Source organism: Streptacidiphilus fuscans (assembly GCF_015690355.1).
In the GTDB taxonomy this organism is placed as follows: Bacteria; Actinomycetota; Actinomycetes; order Streptomycetales; family Streptomycetaceae; genus Streptacidiphilus; species Streptacidiphilus fuscans.
The window spans coordinates 54,982-71,981 of the sequence record NZ_JADPRT010000015.1; the positions used below are offsets into that span (position 1 = coordinate 54,982).

General features: G+C 71.0%; 19 protein-coding genes. 6 read left to right on the forward strand and 13 right to left on the reverse strand.

Features of this window, described 5'->3' with window-relative positions; genetic code table 11:
- Positions 1-215: 215 nt before the first annotated feature.
- Positions 216-1,334 carry a phosphoserine transaminase gene (gene serC / locus I2501_RS29455; RefSeq protein WP_196197336.1) on the forward strand — a complete coding sequence of 373 codons (1,119 nt, stop codon included), beginning with the start codon at positions 216-218 and terminating at the stop codon, positions 1,332-1,334.
- A gap of 88 nt (positions 1,335-1,422) precedes the next feature.
- Here serC and I2501_RS29460 read toward each other — a convergent pair whose 3' ends face one another.
- The 11 genes from I2501_RS29460 to I2501_RS29510 form a co-directional block, all read right to left on the reverse strand.
- Positions 1,423-2,004: a hypothetical protein gene (locus I2501_RS29460; protein WP_196197337.1), complete on the reverse strand. Its 582-nt coding sequence runs from the start codon at positions 2,002-2,004 to the stop codon at positions 1,423-1,425.
- A 197-nt stretch (positions 2,005-2,201) separates the two neighbouring features.
- The gene (locus I2501_RS29465) at positions 2,202-3,296 is read right to left on the reverse strand and encodes a LacI family DNA-binding transcriptional regulator (protein WP_196197338.1); all 1,095 of its coding nucleotides are present in this window, start codon (positions 3,294-3,296) and stop codon (positions 2,202-2,204) included.
- Positions 3,297-3,333: 37 nt separating this feature from the next.
- Positions 3,334-3,672: a DUF4229 domain-containing protein gene (locus I2501_RS29470; RefSeq protein WP_328806729.1), complete on the reverse strand. Its 339-nt coding sequence runs from the start codon at positions 3,670-3,672 to the stop codon at positions 3,334-3,336.
- 133 nt (positions 3,673-3,805) lie between these two features.
- Complete coding sequence (locus I2501_RS29475) at positions 3,806-4,342, reverse strand: GNAT family N-acetyltransferase (protein ID WP_196197339.1); 537 nt, start codon at positions 4,340-4,342, stop codon at positions 3,806-3,808.
- A gap of 28 nt (positions 4,343-4,370) precedes the next feature.
- The gene (mqnE, locus tag I2501_RS29480) at positions 4,371-5,534 is read right to left on the reverse strand and encodes an aminofutalosine synthase MqnE (RefSeq protein ID WP_196197340.1); all 1,164 of its coding nucleotides are present in this window, start codon (positions 5,532-5,534) and stop codon (positions 4,371-4,373) included.
- A gap of 178 nt (positions 5,535-5,712) precedes the next feature.
- Positions 5,713-6,687 (reverse strand): threonine ammonia-lyase, encoded by a 975-nt coding sequence (locus I2501_RS29485; RefSeq protein ID WP_196197341.1) that lies wholly within the window; start codon positions 6,685-6,687, stop codon positions 5,713-5,715.
- 7 nt (positions 6,688-6,694) lie between these two features.
- Complete coding sequence (locus I2501_RS29490; protein ID WP_196197342.1) at positions 6,695-7,174, reverse strand: Lrp/AsnC family transcriptional regulator; 480 nt, start codon at positions 7,172-7,174, stop codon at positions 6,695-6,697.
- A gap of 118 nt (positions 7,175-7,292) precedes the next feature.
- Positions 7,293-7,946, reverse strand: coding sequence for a UbiX family flavin prenyltransferase (locus tag I2501_RS29495; protein WP_196197343.1), 654 nt, complete (start codon positions 7,944-7,946; stop codon positions 7,293-7,295).
- A 23-nt stretch (positions 7,947-7,969) separates the two neighbouring features.
- Entirely contained in the window at positions 7,970-8,665 is a 696-nt protein-coding gene (locus I2501_RS29500) for an NAD(P)-binding domain-containing protein (RefSeq protein WP_268927013.1), read from the reverse strand.
- An 11-nt stretch (positions 8,666-8,676) separates the two neighbouring features.
- Positions 8,677-9,576 carry a menaquinone biosynthesis prenyltransferase MqnP gene (gene mqnP, locus I2501_RS29505; RefSeq protein WP_196197345.1) on the reverse strand — a complete coding sequence of 300 codons (900 nt, stop codon included), beginning with the start codon at positions 9,574-9,576 and terminating at the stop codon, positions 8,677-8,679.
- Positions 9,576-11,033 carry a menaquinone biosynthesis decarboxylase gene (locus I2501_RS29510; RefSeq protein ID WP_196197346.1) on the reverse strand — a complete coding sequence of 486 codons (1,458 nt, stop codon included), beginning with the start codon at positions 11,031-11,033 and terminating at the stop codon, positions 9,576-9,578. Before I2501_RS29510 ends, mqnP begins: the two co-directional genes overlap by 1 nt.
- A 68-nt stretch (positions 11,034-11,101) precedes the next feature.
- Between I2501_RS29510 and I2501_RS29515 the strand changes: the two genes are divergently transcribed.
- Entirely contained in the window at positions 11,102-11,548 is a 447-nt protein-coding gene (locus tag I2501_RS29515; protein WP_236047494.1) for a nucleoside deaminase, read from the forward strand.
- A 132-nt stretch (positions 11,549-11,680) separates the two neighbouring features.
- On the opposite strand, the gene I2501_RS29520 is transcribed toward I2501_RS29515, so the two are convergent.
- Complete coding sequence (locus tag I2501_RS29520) at positions 11,681-12,607, reverse strand: DUF3027 domain-containing protein (RefSeq protein WP_196197347.1); 927 nt, start codon at positions 12,605-12,607, stop codon at positions 11,681-11,683.
- 211 nt (positions 12,608-12,818) lie between these two features.
- On the opposite strand from I2501_RS29520, the gene I2501_RS29525 reads away from it, so the two are divergent.
- The 4 genes from I2501_RS29525 to I2501_RS29540 are packed head-to-tail and all read left to right on the forward strand — an operon-like array spanning position 12,819 to position 16,407.
- Complete coding sequence (locus tag I2501_RS29525; protein WP_236047496.1) at positions 12,819-14,273, forward strand: MFS transporter; 1,455 nt, start codon at positions 12,819-12,821, stop codon at positions 14,271-14,273.
- Positions 14,274-14,300: 27 nt separating this feature from the next.
- Positions 14,301-14,828: a hypothetical protein gene (locus tag I2501_RS29530; protein WP_196197348.1), complete on the forward strand. Its 528-nt coding sequence runs from the start codon at positions 14,301-14,303 to the stop codon at positions 14,826-14,828.
- Complete coding sequence (locus I2501_RS29535) at positions 14,798-15,541, forward strand: futalosine hydrolase (protein WP_328806732.1); 744 nt, start codon at positions 14,798-14,800, stop codon at positions 15,539-15,541. The genes I2501_RS29530 and I2501_RS29535 overlap by 31 nt, the downstream gene beginning before the upstream one ends.
- Entirely contained in the window at positions 15,538-16,407 is an 870-nt protein-coding gene (locus I2501_RS29540; protein ID WP_196197349.1) for a 1,4-dihydroxy-6-naphthoate synthase, read from the forward strand. Before I2501_RS29535 ends, I2501_RS29540 begins: the two co-directional genes overlap by 4 nt.
- Before the next feature lie 200 nt (positions 16,408-16,607).
- On the opposite strand, the gene I2501_RS40775 is transcribed toward I2501_RS29540, so the two are convergent.
- A complete protein-coding gene (locus I2501_RS40775) occupies positions 16,608-16,991 on the reverse strand; it encodes a cold-shock protein (RefSeq protein ID WP_196197350.1) in 384 nt (127 codons plus the stop codon).
- Positions 16,992-17,000 lie beyond the last annotated feature (9 nt).

Genomic DNA, 17,000 nt, shown 5'->3' on the forward strand with positions numbered 1-17,000 from the left:
AGTGTGGTGAGTCACCGTGCGAACAGGGCCATCCGCACACGGTGGTTGTTCGCGCAGTTCCCCGCGCCCCTGGTCGTGCAACCGACCGCCCTGCGCGCAGAGCAATCCCCGCGCCCCTGAAGTGCACCCTCCCGCCCCGGAAAACTGCAGCTCCAGGCGGTCTCATCAGGCGGACCTGGCGTCTCAGCCGAGCGCGTAGCGGCTAGGCTGCGCACGTGGCTGATATCCAGATCCCCGCTGACATCAGGCCCGCTGACGGCCGTTTCGGCGCAGGTCCGTCCAAGGTCCGGCCGGAGGCGCTCCGCGCGCTCGCTGAGACCGGTACCTCCCTGCTCGGCACCTCCCACCGCCAGGCCCCGGTGAAGAACCAGGTCAAGCGCGTGCGTGAGGGCATCAGCAGCCTCTTCTCGCTGCCCGACGGCTACCAGGTCGTCCTCGGCAACGGCGGGTCCACCGCGTTCTGGGACATCGCCGCCTTCGGTCTCGTCGAGAACAAGTCCCAGCACCTGAACTTCGGCGAGTTCTCCTCCAAGTTCGCGGCAAGCGTCAAGGCCGCGCCGTGGCTGGCCGAGCCGACCGTGATCAAGTCCGAGCCTGGCACGCACCCGCTGCCGCAGGCCGAGGCCGGGGTCGACGTCTACGCGCTGACCCACAACGAGACCTCCACCGGCGTGGCCATGCCGATCCGCCGGGTCGAGGGCGCCGACGAGGGCGCGCTCGTGCTGGTGGACGCCACCTCCGGCGCCGGCGGTCTGCCCGTCGACATCGCCGAGACGGACGTCTACTACTTCGCCCCGCAGAAGTGCTTCGCCTCCGACGGCGGGCTCTGGGTCGGCGTCTTCTCCCCCGCCGCGCTGGAGCGCGCCGCCCGCATCGCCGCGAGCGACCGCTACGTGCCGCCGTTCTTCGACCTGCCGACCGCGATCGACAACTCGTCGAAGGACCAGACCTACAACACCCCGTCCGTCTCCACGCTCTTCCTCTTCGCGGAGCAGCTGGAGTGGATGAACGGCAACGGCGGTCTCGACTGGACGACGGCCCGCACCGCGGACTCGTCCTCGCGCCTCTACACCTGGGCCGAGAAGTCGCCCGTCGCCACGCCGTTCGTCGCCAACCCGGCGGAGCGTTCGCAGGTCATCGGGACGATCGACTTCGACGACTCGGTCGACGCCGCGGCGATCGCCAAGGTGCTGCGCGCCAACGGCATCGTCGACACCGAGCCCTACCGCAAGCTCGGCCGCAACCAGCTCCGCGTCGCGATGTTCCCGGCGATCGACCCGGCCGACGTCGAGGCGCTGACCACCTGCATCGACTACGTCATCGAGCGCCTGTAGTCGCCGAAGCTCAGAGATCAACGAGGGGCCCGGGGAGCCGAACAGCTCCCCGGGCCCCTTCTCGTCGCGCCGCTGACGACGGATCAGATCAGGGGATCGGCACCGGCACGGGCAGCGGCGGCAGGCTCAGGCCGAGGGCCGCCACGACCGCGGTGACCACCGCGAGCAGGTCCGCGACCACCGCGGTGATCGCGGCGAGCACCTTGGTCGGGTCGGGGAGCGCGGCGACGATCGCCTGGACGTCGGTGGTGAGCTTGGTCAGGGCGTCGCTCACCGCGTCCTGCGGCTTCATGGCGTGCACGGGCACGGCGTGCACCTTGCCGAGCTTGGCCCCCGGCTTGACCGCCGCGGTCACCGGAGCCGCCGGGAGGGACGCCTTGAGCGCGGTGACGGCGTCGGTGACCTGCTTCACCAGTGCCGTCAGTGACGCCGCGCTGGGGGCCGGAGTCGCGGAGGCCGCCGTGGAGAGCTTCGCGACGGCGGACTGGACCGCGCCGAGGTTGCCGAGCGTGCCGAGCTCGGCGGTGGGGTTGGCGGCAGCGGCGACATGGCGCGCCGTGCCGCCCTGGGGTTGAGGAGCCGCCTCCGCGGTCGAGATGAGGCCTCCGCCGGCCACGGTGGCGGCGAGGGCGATACCGGCGATCACGGAGTGGGTGCGACTGACACGCATGAGCTGAGTTCCCTTACTACTGGGAGTGACTGAGACTCAGTCACCGTCACTCCGGGGAACACGCTCCGCAACTCGGGGACCACGAAGGGTCACCTGGTCGCTCAGTGAACCATGGCGCCGATCACCACGGCGACGAGGAGCAGCACCAGCGCGCCGCTGACGATTCGGGTTCGGGTCTTGGGGTCCACGTGACCAGCCTATCCTTCGGTTTCCGCACGCCCGGTGGGGTGTGCGGTCGATCCCCGGACCACGAGCGCGGTGGGCAGCGGCTCGGGTTCGGGCTCGGTCTTCGACGCGGTTTCGCGACTTTCCGACGGACCGTCGGATCGTTCACCCATCAGGGCGGTGAGCAGCCGGACGCCTGCCGCGCCCAGACGCTCGCCCGGCAGGTCCACGGTCGTCAGCGCGGGCGCGAAGAGCGGCGCGGCGACGATGTTGTCGATGCCGACGACCGACAGGTCGTCAGGAATGCGCAGTCCGAGCTCGGCAGCGACGTGGTAGACGCCCGCCGCGACCACGTCGTCGTCGCACACCACGGCACGCACCCGCTCCCCCGACCCCCGCCCCGGCCCGGGCCCCGACCCCGGCGAGGCCAGCAGCACCCGTGCGGCCTCCCTGGCGGCGTCCAGGCCGCCGTTGACGGAGACTCCGACCTCGACCACCTCGGCTCCCGACGCCGCGCGCTCGAAGCCTGCCTGGCGTGCCCGGAAGGTGTGCGCGGACTCAACCGACCGCAGATGACCGAGCCGGAGGTGACCGAGCTCACGGAGATGGGTGACCGCAGCGGCCATCCCGCCGCCCACGTCGAGCTGCTGGGTGCGCCGCTGCGGATGGCCGGCGCTGAGCGCCGGGTCGGCGTCGAGGAAGACGGTGGGCAGGCTCTCCGGCAGGTCGTCGCCGAGCTGGCTGTCGTCGGGCGAGCAGATCAGCAGACCGTCGTACTGGCCGCTGCGGGCCGCGCGGGCGAGCTCGGCATGGTCCCAGCCCGACGAGACGACGACCGACAGCTCGCCGAGCGCCGCCTCGGCCTGCGCTCCCGCGAGGACGCGGGCGAAGAACGGCCCCAGGATGTTCGGCACCGCGAGCAGCAGCAGGCCGGTCCGGCCGAGCCGGAGCTGACGGCCCGCCGCCTGCGGTTGGTAGCCCAGCTCGGCGGCCGCGGCCAGCACGCGCTCCCGCGTCGGCGCGGAGACGCGGTGCGAGGAGGCGCTGGCGGAGAAGACCAGCGAGACCGTGGCCTGGGACACCCCTGCCAGCCGGGCCACGTCCTGTCCGGTGGGGCGACGCGTCATGATCGGCGTGCCTGTGCGCTACGCGGGTGCCGGGCGGTTACTGCTGGGCGCGGAGGGCGTCGTCGACGGCGTCCTCGGCCGCGTTCTGGGCCGCGATCCGGCTGGCCATGCTGCCCGACTTGGACTTGCGGCGCTCGATGCCGCCGGTGATCTGCTCCGACATGGCGTCGCGCTGCTTGTTCAGCACGACGTAGCTGATCGGCGCGGAGACCAGGGCCGCGATGATCAGCAGCAGGAAGACACCGGAGCTGCCGGCCGTGACCGGCAGCACACCGAAGTGGGCCAGGAGCAGGGCGACCAGGAAGACGGCCAGGAAGATGCTGGCGCGCATCGCGGAGTAGCGGAGGGTCGCGTGCGAGGTACTGGGGGTGCTCACGGCTCGGTTTCTCTTTCCCTTGTCCGTGGAGGTACGACAGTCCAGTGAAGCACGCCCGCAAGGGCGATCTTCACCGGGTCCGCACGCCGCTGCGTACGTGGCGGGGCTCAGCCGCGTACGCGGCGGCCGGACGTCAGCGCAGGTCGAGCCACATGAAGACGGAGTCGCGGTCGTCGCCGGGCGCGACGCGCAGCGCTCCCGGCAGTCGGCCGACCTCCTTGTAGCCGCAACGCTCGTAGAAGCGCTCCAACCCGAGGCCGCCGCGCAGGTCGAGCTGGAGCCCGGCCAGACCCCACGCACGGGCGTGCCGCTCGGCCTCCGCGAGCAGCGCGACACCGTCGCCCCGGCCCTGGAAGTCGGGGTGCAGCATGACCCGCTTGACGGTCCGCCAGTGGTCCATCAGCGAGAACCGCATGTCCACGAGGAAGAGGGCACCGGCCATGCGGCCGGTCTCCTCGTCGTGCGCGACCAGCAGCCGGTCTCGGCCGTCGCCCGGTCCGTGACCCAGCCCGGCCAGCCCCTTCTCGGCCGTCGGCCGGACCTCCTCACGGGTGACCGGCGCGACGAAACCGATCGCGCCGCCCGCATTCGTGGCCGCAGTCCAGACGTCTATCAGGCCCTCGACCAGCTCCGGGGTGACCTCGGGGTCGAGGGTGAAACGCAGTGCCATGTACAGAGAGCCCCTGGAACCGTGCCGACTAGAACTTCATCGGCTGCGGCGTCTCGCGACGGTCGCCGTCCGGGCCCGGGTACTCACGGATGATCTCGTAGCGGGTGTTCCGCTCGACCGGGCGGAAGCCCGCGTCACGGATCAGGTCGAGCAGGTCGTCACGGGTCAGCTTGTTCGGCGTGCCGAAGCCGTCCGCGTCGTGGGTGATCTTGTACTCGACGACCGAGCCGTCCATGTCGTCCGCGCCGTGGTTGAGCATCAGCTGGGCGCCGGCCAGACCGTGCATGACCCAGAACACCTTGACGTGCGGGACGTTGTCGAAGAGCAGCCGGGAGACGGCGAAGGTGCGGATCATGTCCGCGCCGGTCGCCATGGTGGTGCGCGCCTGCAGCGTGTTGCGGACCTTGCCGTCACGCGAGTCGTGGAAGTCGTGCTGGTAGCGCAGCGGGATGAAGACCTGGAACCCGCCGGTCTCGTCCTGCAGCTCACGCAGCCGCAGCACGTGGTCCACGCGGTGGCGCGGCTCCTCGATGTGGCCGTAGAGCATGGTGGCGGGCGTCTTCAGGCCCTTGGAGTGAGCGAGGCGGTGGATCCGCGACCAGTCCTCCCAGTGGGTGTCGTGGTCGACGATGTGCTGACGCACCTCCCAGTCGAAGATCTCCGCGCCACCGCCGGTCAGCGACTCCAGACCGGCGTCGATCAGCTCGTCGAGGATCTCGTCGGCCGAGAGGCCGGAGATCTTCTCGAAGTGGTGGATCTCGGTGGCGGTGAAGGCCTTGAGCGCGACGTTCGGCAGCGCCTCCTTGAGGGCGCGCAGCGAACGCGGGTAGTACCGCCAGGGGAGGGTCGGGTGCAGGCCGTTGACGATGTGCAGCTCGGTCAGCTGGTCGTTCTCCATCGCCTTGGCGAGCTTGACCGCCTCCTCGATGCGCATCGTGTACGCGTCCTTCTCGCCCGGCTTGCGCTGGAAGCTGCAGTAGGCGCAGGAGGCGGTGCAGACGTTGGTCATGTTGAGGTGACGGTTGACGTTGAAGTGGACGACGTCGCCGTTCTTCCGCGTCCGCGCGTAGTGGGCGAGGCCACCCAGCCAGGCCAGGTCGTCGGTCTCGTAGAGCGCGACCCCGTCCTCACGACTGAGCCGCTCCCCGGCGTAGACCTTCGCCTCCAGCTCGCGCTTCAGCCCTGCGTCCATCCGCCTCATGCCTCCATCAGCAGTGGCCCTCACCGGGCCGACGATCCCCACGAGCCTACGCCCTCACTCTGACGGGATGTTGCGGTACCCGTCAGGGGCGCGGGGAACTGCCCGAGAAACCACCCACAGAGGTAGAGCACCGAACGAGCAGGGCCATCCGCACAGGGTGGTGCAGGACTCAAACGGCGAGAATCCTCGCCAAAAGCGCCGGATCCACGTTCCCGCCGCTCACCACCGCGGCGAACCGCGTGCCCGGCAGCTCCGCGCCGTGGAACAGGTACGCAGCCGTCGTCACCGCACCCGACGGCTCGGCCACGAGCCGCCCGCGGCGGGCCAGGACAGCCATCGCGTCGCGGATCTCGTCCTCCGTGACCGTGATGATGTCGTCGACGTACGCCTGGACGTGCTCCCACGGCAGCAGGCCGAGGGAGTTCGTCCGCAGCCCGTCCGCGATCGTGCGGTGGGTGTCCGCGAAGGGCCACACCTTCCGCTCGCCGGAGCGGAAGCTCTCCGCCGCGTCGCCGGCCAGGGCCGGCTCGACGCCGATGACCTTGACGCCCGGCATGGTGAGCTTCAACGCCGTTGCCACACCGCTGATCAGGCCGCCGCCGCTGACCGGGACCAGGACCGTCTGCAGGTCGAGGTCGAGAGCCGCCGCGTCGTCCGCGATCTCCATCCCGACCGTGCCCTGGCCCGCGATGACGTACGGGTCGTCGTACGGCGGGACCCAGACGTAGCCGTGCTTCTCGACCAGGTCCGCGGGCGTGGTGTCCCGCTCGTGCATGGCGACCAGGATGACCTCCGCGCCGAACGAGCGGGTGCTTTCCACCTTCACCTCGGGTGAGGTGTCCGGCATCACGATGACGGCCTGGATGCCGAGTTCGCGCGCCGCGTAGGCCACGGCCTGCGCGTGGTTGCCACTCGACTGGGCTACCACGCCCCGCGCCCGCTCCTCCGGCGTCAGCGCCGCGAGGCGGTTGTACGCGCCGCGGATCTTGAAGGCCCCGGTCGGCTGCAGGCCCTCCGGCTTCAGATGCAGCGAACGGCCGTCGGGCTGGTCCGCCCACGGGCACGGCATCAGGGGAGTGCGCACGGCCACCCCGGCGATCCGCTGTTGCGCTTCGCGCACCTCGTCCAGCGTCACCAGGGTCATACGCGCATCACACCTTCCGCTGCTCGGCGGTCACCTCGGGGTCGGGGAGCTCGACGGCGCGGTTCTCCCACTTGGTGGAGAGTACGACCGTGGTGCGCGTGCGGGCTACACCCCTGGTGCCGGAGAGGCGTTTGACGATCGACTCCAGCCCGTCGACGTCCGGGACGCGGGCCTTGAGCATGTAGGAGTCCTCGCCGGCGATGAACCAGCAGTCCTCGATCTCGGGCAGGTCGCGCAGCCGGTGCGAGACGTCGTCGTGGTCCGCCGCGTCGGTCAGCTGGAGGCCGATCAGCGCGGTGACGCCGAGGCCGAGCGAGGCCGGGTTGACCGTCGCGCGGTACCCGGTGATGACGCCGGCCTGTTCCAGCCGGTTGATCCGGTCCGTGACGCTGGGGCCCGAAAGCCCGACAAGCCGTCCCAGCTCGGCGTACGAGGCGCGCCCGTTCTCGCGCAGCGCCTGAATGAGCTGCCTGTCCACCGCGTCCATGCTGGGAAACCTGGCCTTCCAATCGTTGGGGAACGTGCCGACAGTATCCGGAATCCCAAAGTCCAGGCCGACAAGACCCCCGGTTCGCAAAGAAGATACTCCGACGAGGTGACCTCCATCACGTCGCCCCCAGCTCGCCCTCCCAGCGGCGGTAGAGAGCGTGCGGAACCTTCACCGAATCCAGCACCCGCCCGCCCACGAAGTCCACGAGCTGCTGCACGCTTCCCGACCCGGCGTAGAAGCCGGGCGAGGCGGGGATCACCACCGCGCCTTGCTGGTCCAGCTCTACGAGTTGACGCAGCGTCACTCCGGTGAGCGGGCTCTCGCGCACGCACAGCACCAGCGGCCTGCGCTCCTTGAGCGTGACGTTGGCGGCACGCTGGAGCAGGTCCTTGCTGAGCCCGATCGCGATCCCGGCGACGGCGGCGGCGCTGCACGGGACCACGATCATCCCCTTCGCGGGGTACGAGCCGCTGGACGGCCCCGCCGCGAAGTCACCCGCGGTCCAGTACCGCACGTCGTCGAGGTCGAACGGCTGCGGCTTCCCTCGGTCGAGCGGGCGCTCCAGCCACTCGCGCAGATCCTCACGCCAGTGCGCGTCCCGGAACGCGATCCCGGTCTCGTCGATGATCGTCAGCCGCGCGGCCCTGCTGACGACGACGTCGACCGCCTCCCCCGCCTCCAGCAGCCCACGGATCACCGACGCCGCGTACGGCGTCCCGGACGCCCCCGACACCCCGACGACCCATGGCTCCCGCGCTTCCTGCTTCACATGATCGACCCTAACCGCTCGGGTCAGTCGTGGACGATGCGGATGCCGGTCCGGCGGCCCAGGGTGCCGAAGGACGGCAGTAGCAGGAAGATCGCCGCGTCGAGCAGGTCGGGGCGGCCCAGGCCGACGAAGGTGGGGACGTGGCCCACGGCGCTGATCAGGGCCTCGACCGTCGGGGCGTCGGACTGCTCGAAGACGGTGTAGAAGAGGTTGCCCGGCTTGCCGTCCCAGAGCGGGTCGGCGTAGGTCTCCCAGGTCTGGTTGTTGAAGGCGCGGGCGTAGCGGGCCTCCGGGGCCAGCGCGCGGACCAGGTCGGCGCTGTGCAGGACGGGCTGCGGGAACCGGTTGGCCGCGTCGACGATCAGCTTGCCCGCCAGCGCCTCGGCGTGGGTGCGCAGGAACGCCTCGACGTCGCCCGCCGGGATGGCCAGCACGACGGTGTCCGCGGCGGCCACGGCCTCCGCCACGGTGGCGACCTTCGCGCCGGTGTCGCCCGCCGCGTCGGACGCCCCGGGGTTGCGTGACCCGAACACGACCGCGTGCCCTGCCCTGGCGAAGGCCCGGCCGAGCGTCCCGCCGATGTTGCCCGTGCCGATGACCGCCGTGGTGCCGATGCCGTTGTCGGTGCCGATGCCGTTGTCGCTCATGACGAAGCCCTCCCGTTGCTCGTCTGCCTCTGGTGAGGGTGAGCGACGGGAGGGCTCGTGATATTCCGTCAGTTACCGGGCAGCTACGGCGTCAGCCCGCGCAGCGCGAGATCCAGCAGCGCGAAGCAGAAGAGCGAGATCCCGACGAAGCCGTTGACCTGGAAGAACGCCCGGTTGAGACGGCTCAGGTCGTGCGGGCGGACGATGGTGTGCTCGTAGACGAACGCCACCGCGACCACCGCAAGGCCCATCCAGAACGCCCAGCCCGCGCCCGACAGCCAGGCGTACCAGCAGAGCAGCAGCATGGTCACCAGGTGCGCGGCGCGCGCGCCGTACAGCGCGGCCGGGACGCCGAAGCGGGCCGGGACCGAGCGGACGCCGTCGGCGCGGTCGGCCATCACGTCCTGGCAGGCGAAGATGAGGTCGAAGCCGCCGATCCAGACACCGACCGCGAGGCCCAGCACGCAGGCGGGCCAGGACCAGGTGCCGGTGACCGCCAGCCACGCCCCGATCGGGCCCATCGCCTGGGCCAGGCCGAGGATCGCGTGCGGGAAGTCGGTGAACCGCTTGCCGTAGGGGTAGACGACCATCGGGATCACCGCGATGGGCGCCAGCGCCAGGCAGAGCGGGTTGAGCAGCGCGGCGGCGGTCAGGAAGACCACCAGCGCGACCGCCGAGCCGGTGTACGCGGTCCGCATCGAGACCGCGCCGGTGACCAGCTCGCGTCCGGCGGTGCGCGGATTGCGCGCGTCGATCTCGCGGTCGATGATCCGGTTGGCCGCCATGGCGAAGGTCCGCAGGCCGACCATGCACAGCGTCACCAGGAACAGCTGCACCCAGTGCACGCGCCCGTTGGCGAGGAACATCGCCGTCAGCGCGGCGATGTAGGCGAAGGGCAGCGCGAAGACCGAGTGCTCGATCATCACCAGCCGCAGGAACGCCTTGGTTCTGCCGGCGTCGGCAGTCGCGACAGCAGTCGTCATCAGAGCCCGTACTCCTTCCAGCGCGTGTCGACCAGGGCGGCGGTCGCCGGGTCGGAGAGGACCATCTCCGGCCAGCCGCCGTCGCGGGTGTAGCCCTCCTCGGGCAGCTTGCGGGTCGCGTCGATACCCGCCTTGCCGCCCCAGAACTGCTGGTAGGAGGCGTGGTCGAGGTGGTCGACCGGTCCCTCCACGACGGACAGGTCGCGGCTGTAGTCGACGTTGCCGAGCGCCCGCCAGGCGACCTCCTGGTAGTCGTGGACGTCGCAGTCCGCGTCCACCACCACGATCAGCTTGGTCAGCGACATCATGTGCGCGCCCCAGATCGCGTGCATGACCTTCTGCGCGTGCTTCGGGTACTTCTTGTCGATCGAGACGATCACGCAGTTGTGGAAGCCGCCCGCCTCGGGCAGGTCGTAGTCCACGATGTCCGGGACGATGACCTTGAGCAGCGGCAGGAAGAACCGCTCGGTGAACTTGCCCAGCGGCCCGTCCTCGGTCGGCGGGCGGCCGACCACGATGGACTGGAGCAGCGGGCGACGGCGCATGGTGACGCAGTCGATCGTCAGCGCGGGGAACGGCTCCTGCGGCGTGTAGAAGCCGGTGTGGTCGCCGAACGGGCCCTCCGGCAGCATGACGCCCGGGTCCAGCCAGCCCTCCAGCACGACCTCGGCGTCCGCCGGGACCTGCAACGGCACGGTCTTGCAGTCGACCATCCGGACCCGCTCGCCCGCGACGAAGCCCGCGAAGAGGTACTCGTCGATGTCACCCGGCAGCGGCGCGGTCGCGGCGTAGGTGACCGCGGGCGGGCAGCCGAACGCGATCGCGACCGGCAGCTTCTCGCCGCGCTTGGCGGCGATCGCGGCGTGGTTGCGGCTGTCCTTGTGGATCTGCCAGTGCATGCCGATGGTGCGCTTGTCGTGCCGCTGCAGCCGGTAGAGGCCGAGGTTGCGGACGCCGGAGTCGGGGTCCTTGGTGTGGGTCAGGCCCAGGTTGAAGAACGAGCCGCCGTCCTCGGGCCAGGTGAAGAGCGCGGGCAGCTGCATCAGGTCGACGTCGTCGCCGGTGAGCACGACCTCCTGGACCTTGGCCTCCCCCGGCTTCACCTTCTTCGGCGGGACGTGCGTCATCCCGGCCAGCTTGCCGAACGCCTCCCGGACGCCGGTGAAGCCGTGCGGCAGCTCCGGCTTGAGCAGACCGGCGATCTTCTCGCCGATCTCGTCGGCGGACTTCAGGCCCAGCGCCTTGGCGAGGCGGCGCTCGGTGCCGAAGACGTTCATGGCCAGCGGCATCGCCGAGCCCTTGACGTTCTCGAAGAGCAGCGCCGGGCCCTTCGCCTTCTGCACCCGGTCGACGATCTCCCCGACCTCCAGGTACGGGTCGACCTCCACCTTGATCCGCTTGAGGTCGCCCTCGCGCTCCAGCGCCCGGAGGAAGGACCGTAGATCGTCGTAAGCCATAGCGCTCAGTATCCGTTACCGGCGCGGCGCGGATCGTCAGGGGGCGTCGTAGGGACCATCGTGGGCGCATGGACCTCGACTTCCACGCCATGCTCGACACCGCCGTCGACGAGGCCCGCGCGGGCCTCGCGGAGGGCGGCATCCCCATCGGCGCGGCGCTCTACGGCCCGGACGGCGAGGTGCTCGGGCGTGGCCGCAACCGCCGTGTCCAGGACGGCGACCCCTCCCTCCACGCCGAGACCTCGGCGTTCCGCGACGCGGGCCGCAGGCGCGGCTACGCGCGGACGACGATGGTGACGACGCTCTCGCCGTGCTGGTACTGCAGCGGGCTGGTCCGCCAGTTCGGCATCGGGCGTGTCGTCATCGGCGAGGCGAGGACGTTCCACGGCGGGCACGAGTGGCTGGCCGCCCACGGGGTCGAGATCGTCCTGCTGGACGATCCGACGTGCGTCCGAATGATGACGGACTTCATCGAGAGCAACCCCGTCCTCTGGCACGAGGACATCGGCGAATGAGTTGCAACACCAGGGGCGCGGGGAACGGCGCGAGAAACCACTGACAGGCGGATGGCCCTGCGCGTTCGGGGCTCTACCTGCGTGGGTGGCTTGCCGCGCAGTTCCTCGCGCCCCTGGTGTTGCAACTACCTCTCAGCTGTGGCCGAGCTCCTCGGCCGGGGTGCTCTCCTCGACGGAGCCGCCGGCGCGGTCCGGGTGGAGCGGGAGGGGTTCGAGGCTGAGTTCGTCCAGGACCGGCGGGGCCGGGACCTGGGGCGCGGGCATGACCGCCGCCTCCGAGTGGCCGCCGCAGCCGTAGCCGAGGGAGACGATCCTGCCGTCCGCAGGACCGAACTCGTTGCTGCAGATGCCGAAGGCCTGGCTCAGCGAGCCCGCGATCGGGACCAGGAAGCCGCACGTCGCGCACGAGGCGGGCGCGGCCTGCGCCATCGGCGTGTGCGCGCCGTACTCCTTCTCCCAGCGGTCCGCGGCCAGGTTGAGGCCGAGTCGGCTGAGCACCCGGGCCCGGCCCATGCCGAGCTCCTGCGCGACCGCGCCGATCTCCGCGCGTTCGTTGGACGGCGCGACCGCCGTCTCCTTGCCGGAGGGCTCGACCGCGACGTCCTCGCCCGCGAGGCCGGAGAGCTGGTCCTCGGCGAGGACGCTGTTCGGGGCGGGCTCGTCCTCGCCGGAGTAGCCCGGTTCCAGCCGCAGGTCGTCCGACTCGGTGGGCAGCAGGTCGCCGGGGCCCATGTCGCCGGGCCGAAGCCGCTCGCTCCACGGGACCCACTGCGGCGCGACCAGCGCGTCCGGGCCCGGAAGGAGCACGGTCTCGTCGAGGGTGACCTGCTTGCTGCGCGCAGCGCGGGTCACCGTCACCGCCCAGCGCCAGCCCTTGTACGCACGCTCCCGGGTCGCGAAGAAGTGCGTGACCACCCGGTCCCCGTCGGTGTCGACACCGAGGTGGTCGCCTACTGCGGACTCGCCCGCAGCCTGGACCGCGGCGCCCCGGGCGAACTCCACGGCCTCGGCGCACTGGCGGTCAGGGGTACGGCTTCGCGTCGTCGTCGCAGCACTCATCACGAACTGATTCTCTCCCAACCGTACGCACCGCTTCACCACCACCGGCTCAGCAGCACGTCGGCAGAACGGTGGAACTGCCGTGGCGCGCGATCTCGGTAGGTCGTTCAGACGGTAGAAGTCTCCGGACACCTATTCTGCTGGACGCGGTGCCCCGCTGTCCCCCTCAGGGCAGGAACCCGCCGGAACAAAGTGCGCGGAGCTGCCACAAATGTCGGGCACCATGGGAAGTGTGGCCGATGTGGTGACGGGCAGGACCCGGCGCGCGGTGGCGTCCGTGCACCGTTTCACGTCGGCTGCCGCGCTGCGCACCGGCGACTTCACCAAGGCGACCGGACGTCGGATCCGCCGCGCCACATCCGCCGAGGGCGCGGGCGAGTCGGGCCTGGCGAAACTGATCGAACTGCACGCGGTGAACTCCGCCGGCGACATGATGATCACCGTCGCGCTGGCGTCGACCATCTTCTTCTCCGTGCCGACGCACGAGGCACGCGGCCGGGTCGCCCTCTACCTGCTGATCACGATGGCGCCGTTCGTCCTGCTGGCGCCGGTGATCGGGCCGATGCTGGACCGGATCCCGAGCGGACGCCGCGCGGCGATGGCCGTCAGCCTGCTGGTCCGCGCCGGGCTGGCGTGGATGATGACGGGCGCGATCGCGGGCGCCAGCCTGCAGATCTATCCGCTCGCGCTGGGCGTCCTGGTCGCGTCCAAGGCCTACGGCGTGGTCCGCAGCGTCGTCGTGCCACGCCTTCGACCACCGCAACTTCCTCTGGTGAAGGCCAACTCGCGGGTCTCCCTGGCCGGGCTGCTGGCCACCGGCCTGGCCGGTGCCGTGGGCGCACTGCTGCACCTGATCGGTCCGGACTGGCCGCTGCGCGCGGCGTTGATCGTCTACATCGTCGGTGCCGGACTCGCCTTCTCCCTCCCGCACCAGGTCGACCTCGACAAGGGCGAGGAACGCGCCCTCCTCCACTCCCACGACCCGTCCGCCGAAGCGGGCGCCGGGCCGGGGCCGGAGGAGGTGGCGGAGCCGGGTGACGAGGTGTCGGCGGAGAAGAAGCACAAGGTCGGGCTGCGGTCGGTCGGCCCCGGCGTCGTCCTCGCGCTCGGCGCGGAGGGGACGCTGCGCTGCCTCTTCGGATTCCTGACCTTCTTCCTCGCCTTCCTCGTCCGCGAGCACCCGCTCGCCGGGCTGCCGGCGACCGTCTCCCTCGGCCTGGTCGCGGCCGCGCTGGGCATCGGCAACACGCTCGGCACGGTGATGGGCGCATGGCTGCGCACCCGCCGCCCTGAGACGATCGTCACGTTGATGCTCGCCCTGGCCCTGGTCGCCTCCCTCGCCGGGGCGGTGTTCTACGGGGCGTTCACGGTCGTGATGCTCGCCTTCGTCTCCGGGCTCACCCAGTGCCTGGGCAAGGTGGGCCTGGACGCGCTGATCCAGCGCGACGTTCCGGAGACCGTCCGGACCTCGGCGTTCGCCCGGTCGGAGACGCTGATGCAGCTGACCTGGGTGCTCGGCGGCGGGCTCGGGATCGTCCTGCCGCTGGTCGGCGAGGTCGGCATGATCACCGCTTCGGTGCTGGTGGGGGTCTCGTTCGTCTGGGCGCTGCGGACCCGGGCGACCCTCGGTCCCCGGAACACGAGCCCAGCCCCCGACGTGGCGTGATCCCCGGGGGACGGTAGCCTCAGCACCATGAGTCTTAACCGCGGTGTCGCCGCCCTTGGAGCTGTAGCCGTCGTGGGCGCCGCGACGCTCGGCATCACGATTCCCCTCGTTTCCGGTTCCGGCAAGCCGGTTCCGAACGTCGCCATCGTCGCCGGGTCGCACTGGACCCAGGTCCAGCCGCTCAAGGACTGCTACTACGGTGGCAACGCGATGACCGCCAAGCAGCAGGCCGCCTGCTCCGCCGCGGTCTCCAAGGCGGTGCAGAACAACAGCATGGCGACCGCGATCGTCCCGTCGCAGAACGGCAACTTCGGCATCAACGTCGACCAGCCGGTCACCGACCACGGCTGGAACGCCGGCTCGACCACCGAGCTGGTCCAGCAGACCACCAACGCCTACGCGGGCCCGCTGTCGATCGCCTCGGTGCTCACCACCCAGGACCCGCAGACCGGCCAGACCACCGTCAACAAGTCCGGCCCGCTCATCGTCAAGGAGCAGGACAAGGACGGCAAGATCTACGGCGTGTGGCTGCTGCAGCTGAAGGTCGCGAACTGACCGCGTCCCGCGTTCTCGTCGTCACCGCCGTCGCTCACGAAGCGGCGGCGGTGTTGCGTGGCGTCCAGCAGGCCTTCGGGCACGCCGGTCCGACCGAGCGGACGCTTCCCGGCGGCTACGCGCTGACCGCGTGCGGCCCGGTGGACGTCCTGGTCGCGGGCGTCGGCCCGGCCGCCGCAGCGGCGGCGACCGCCACGGCGCTGGCCCTCGCTCCCTCCACCTACGGTCTCGCCGTCTCGGCGGGCATCGCGGGCGGGTTCGCGCCCGTCGCGCCGGTGGGCTCCGTCGTCGTCGCGGACGCGATCGTCGCCGCCGACCTGGGCGCGCAGACCCCGGACGGCTTCGCCGACGTCACCGCGCTCGGCTTCGGCCGGGTCCGGCACACCACGCGACACGCCGACACCGTCGCGGCGTCGCTGCGCGGGCACGGCCTGCCGACCGCGCAGGGGCCGGTGCTCACCGTCTCCACCGTCACCGGCAGCGCCGAGCGCGCCGCCGAGCTGGCGCAGCGTCATCCCGGGGCCGTCGCCGAGGCGATGGAGGGTTTCGGGCTGGCCGAGGCCGCCGCCGGGCACGACGTCCCGGTGCTGGAGCTGCGCACGGTCTCCAACGCCGTCGGGCCGCGTGACCGCGCCGCCTGGCGCATCGGCGAGGCCCTGGACGCCCTGGCGGGTGCATTCGCCAACCTGCCGTGGGCGACACTGGTTCCGTGACTTCTTCCGACGCTGCTCTGTCCATCGCGTACTCCCCCTGCCCGAACGACACCTTCGTCTTCCACGCCTGGGCCCACGGCCTGGTCGAGGGCGCGGTGCCGCCCGAGGTCACCTTCGCCGACATCGACATCACCAACGGCCTCGCCGAGCGCGGCGAGCTGGACGTACTGAAGATCTCCTACGCGGCGCTGCCGTGGGTCCTCGACGACTACGTCCTGCTGCCGTGCGGCGGCGCGCTGGGCCGTGGCTGCGGCCCGCTGGTCCTCACCGGCGCCGAGGCCCCCGCCGACCCTGCGGCGCTGCGCGGCAAGACGGTCGCCGTCCCGAGCGAGCGCTCCACGGCCTACCTGCTGTTCCGCATCTGGGCGGCGGAGGCCGTCCCTGGCGGGCTGGGCCAGGTCGTGGTGATGCCGTTCCACGAGATCATGCCCGCGGTCCGCGACGGCAAGGTCGACGCCGGCCTGGTGATCCACGAGGCCCGCTTCACGTACCAGAACTACGGCCTGCGCTGCCTGGCCGACATGGGCGAGGCGTGGGAGTCCTCCACGGGCCTCCCGATCCCGCTGGGCGCGATCATCGCGAAGCGCTCGCTGGGAGAGACGCGCCTGCGGGAGCTGGCCACGGCGATCCGCACCAGCGTCGAGCAGGCCTGGGCCGAGCCGGAGGCCTCGCGCGAGTACGTGCTGGCGCACGCTCAGGAGATGGACCCGGCGGTGGCTGACCAGCACATCGGGCTGTACGTCAACGAGTTCACTGCGGACCTGGGAGACGCGGGCTACGCGGCGGTCCACGGGCTACTCGGTCGCGCGGCGGAGATGGGTCTGGTGCCCGCGGTGCCGGAGGAGAAGCTGCGCTTCCCCGCGTGAACGGCTGACCGAAGCTCCCGCAGCCGGTTGCACTATTCAGGGGCGCGGGGAACTGCGCGACAAGCCACCGACGCAGGTAGAGCCCCGAACGCAGGGCCATCCGCTCGTTAGTGGTTGCTCGCGCAGTTCCCCGCGCCCCTGAGGAAGTGCAACTTCCCCGCCGCCTGTGACTGTGGGTCAGCCGTCAAGAAAAAAGCGGGTCAGACGTCCAGCTGGTCAGCGATGTGGTGCAGCAGTGTCGCGACGCGCTTCCCCACCGGCTTGTCCGGGTAGCGGCCCTTCTGGAGGCCCGGGAGGATCTTCTCCAGCACCGTGGTGAGGTCCTGCACCATCGCCGCCAACTCGTCCGGCTTCTTCCGCGCCGCCGCGGCCAAGCTCGGGGCGTCGTCCAGCAGCGTCACCGTCAGCGCCTGATCTCCCCGGTGGCCGGCGACCACGCCGAACTCGACCCGTTGGCCCGGCTTCAGCGACTCCACCCCGACCGGCAGCGCCTTGGAGTGCACGAAGACGTCGCCGCCGTCGTCACGGGAGAGGAAGCCGAAGCCCTTCTCTGAGTTGAACCACTTCACTTTGCCCGTAGGCATGGGGAGACC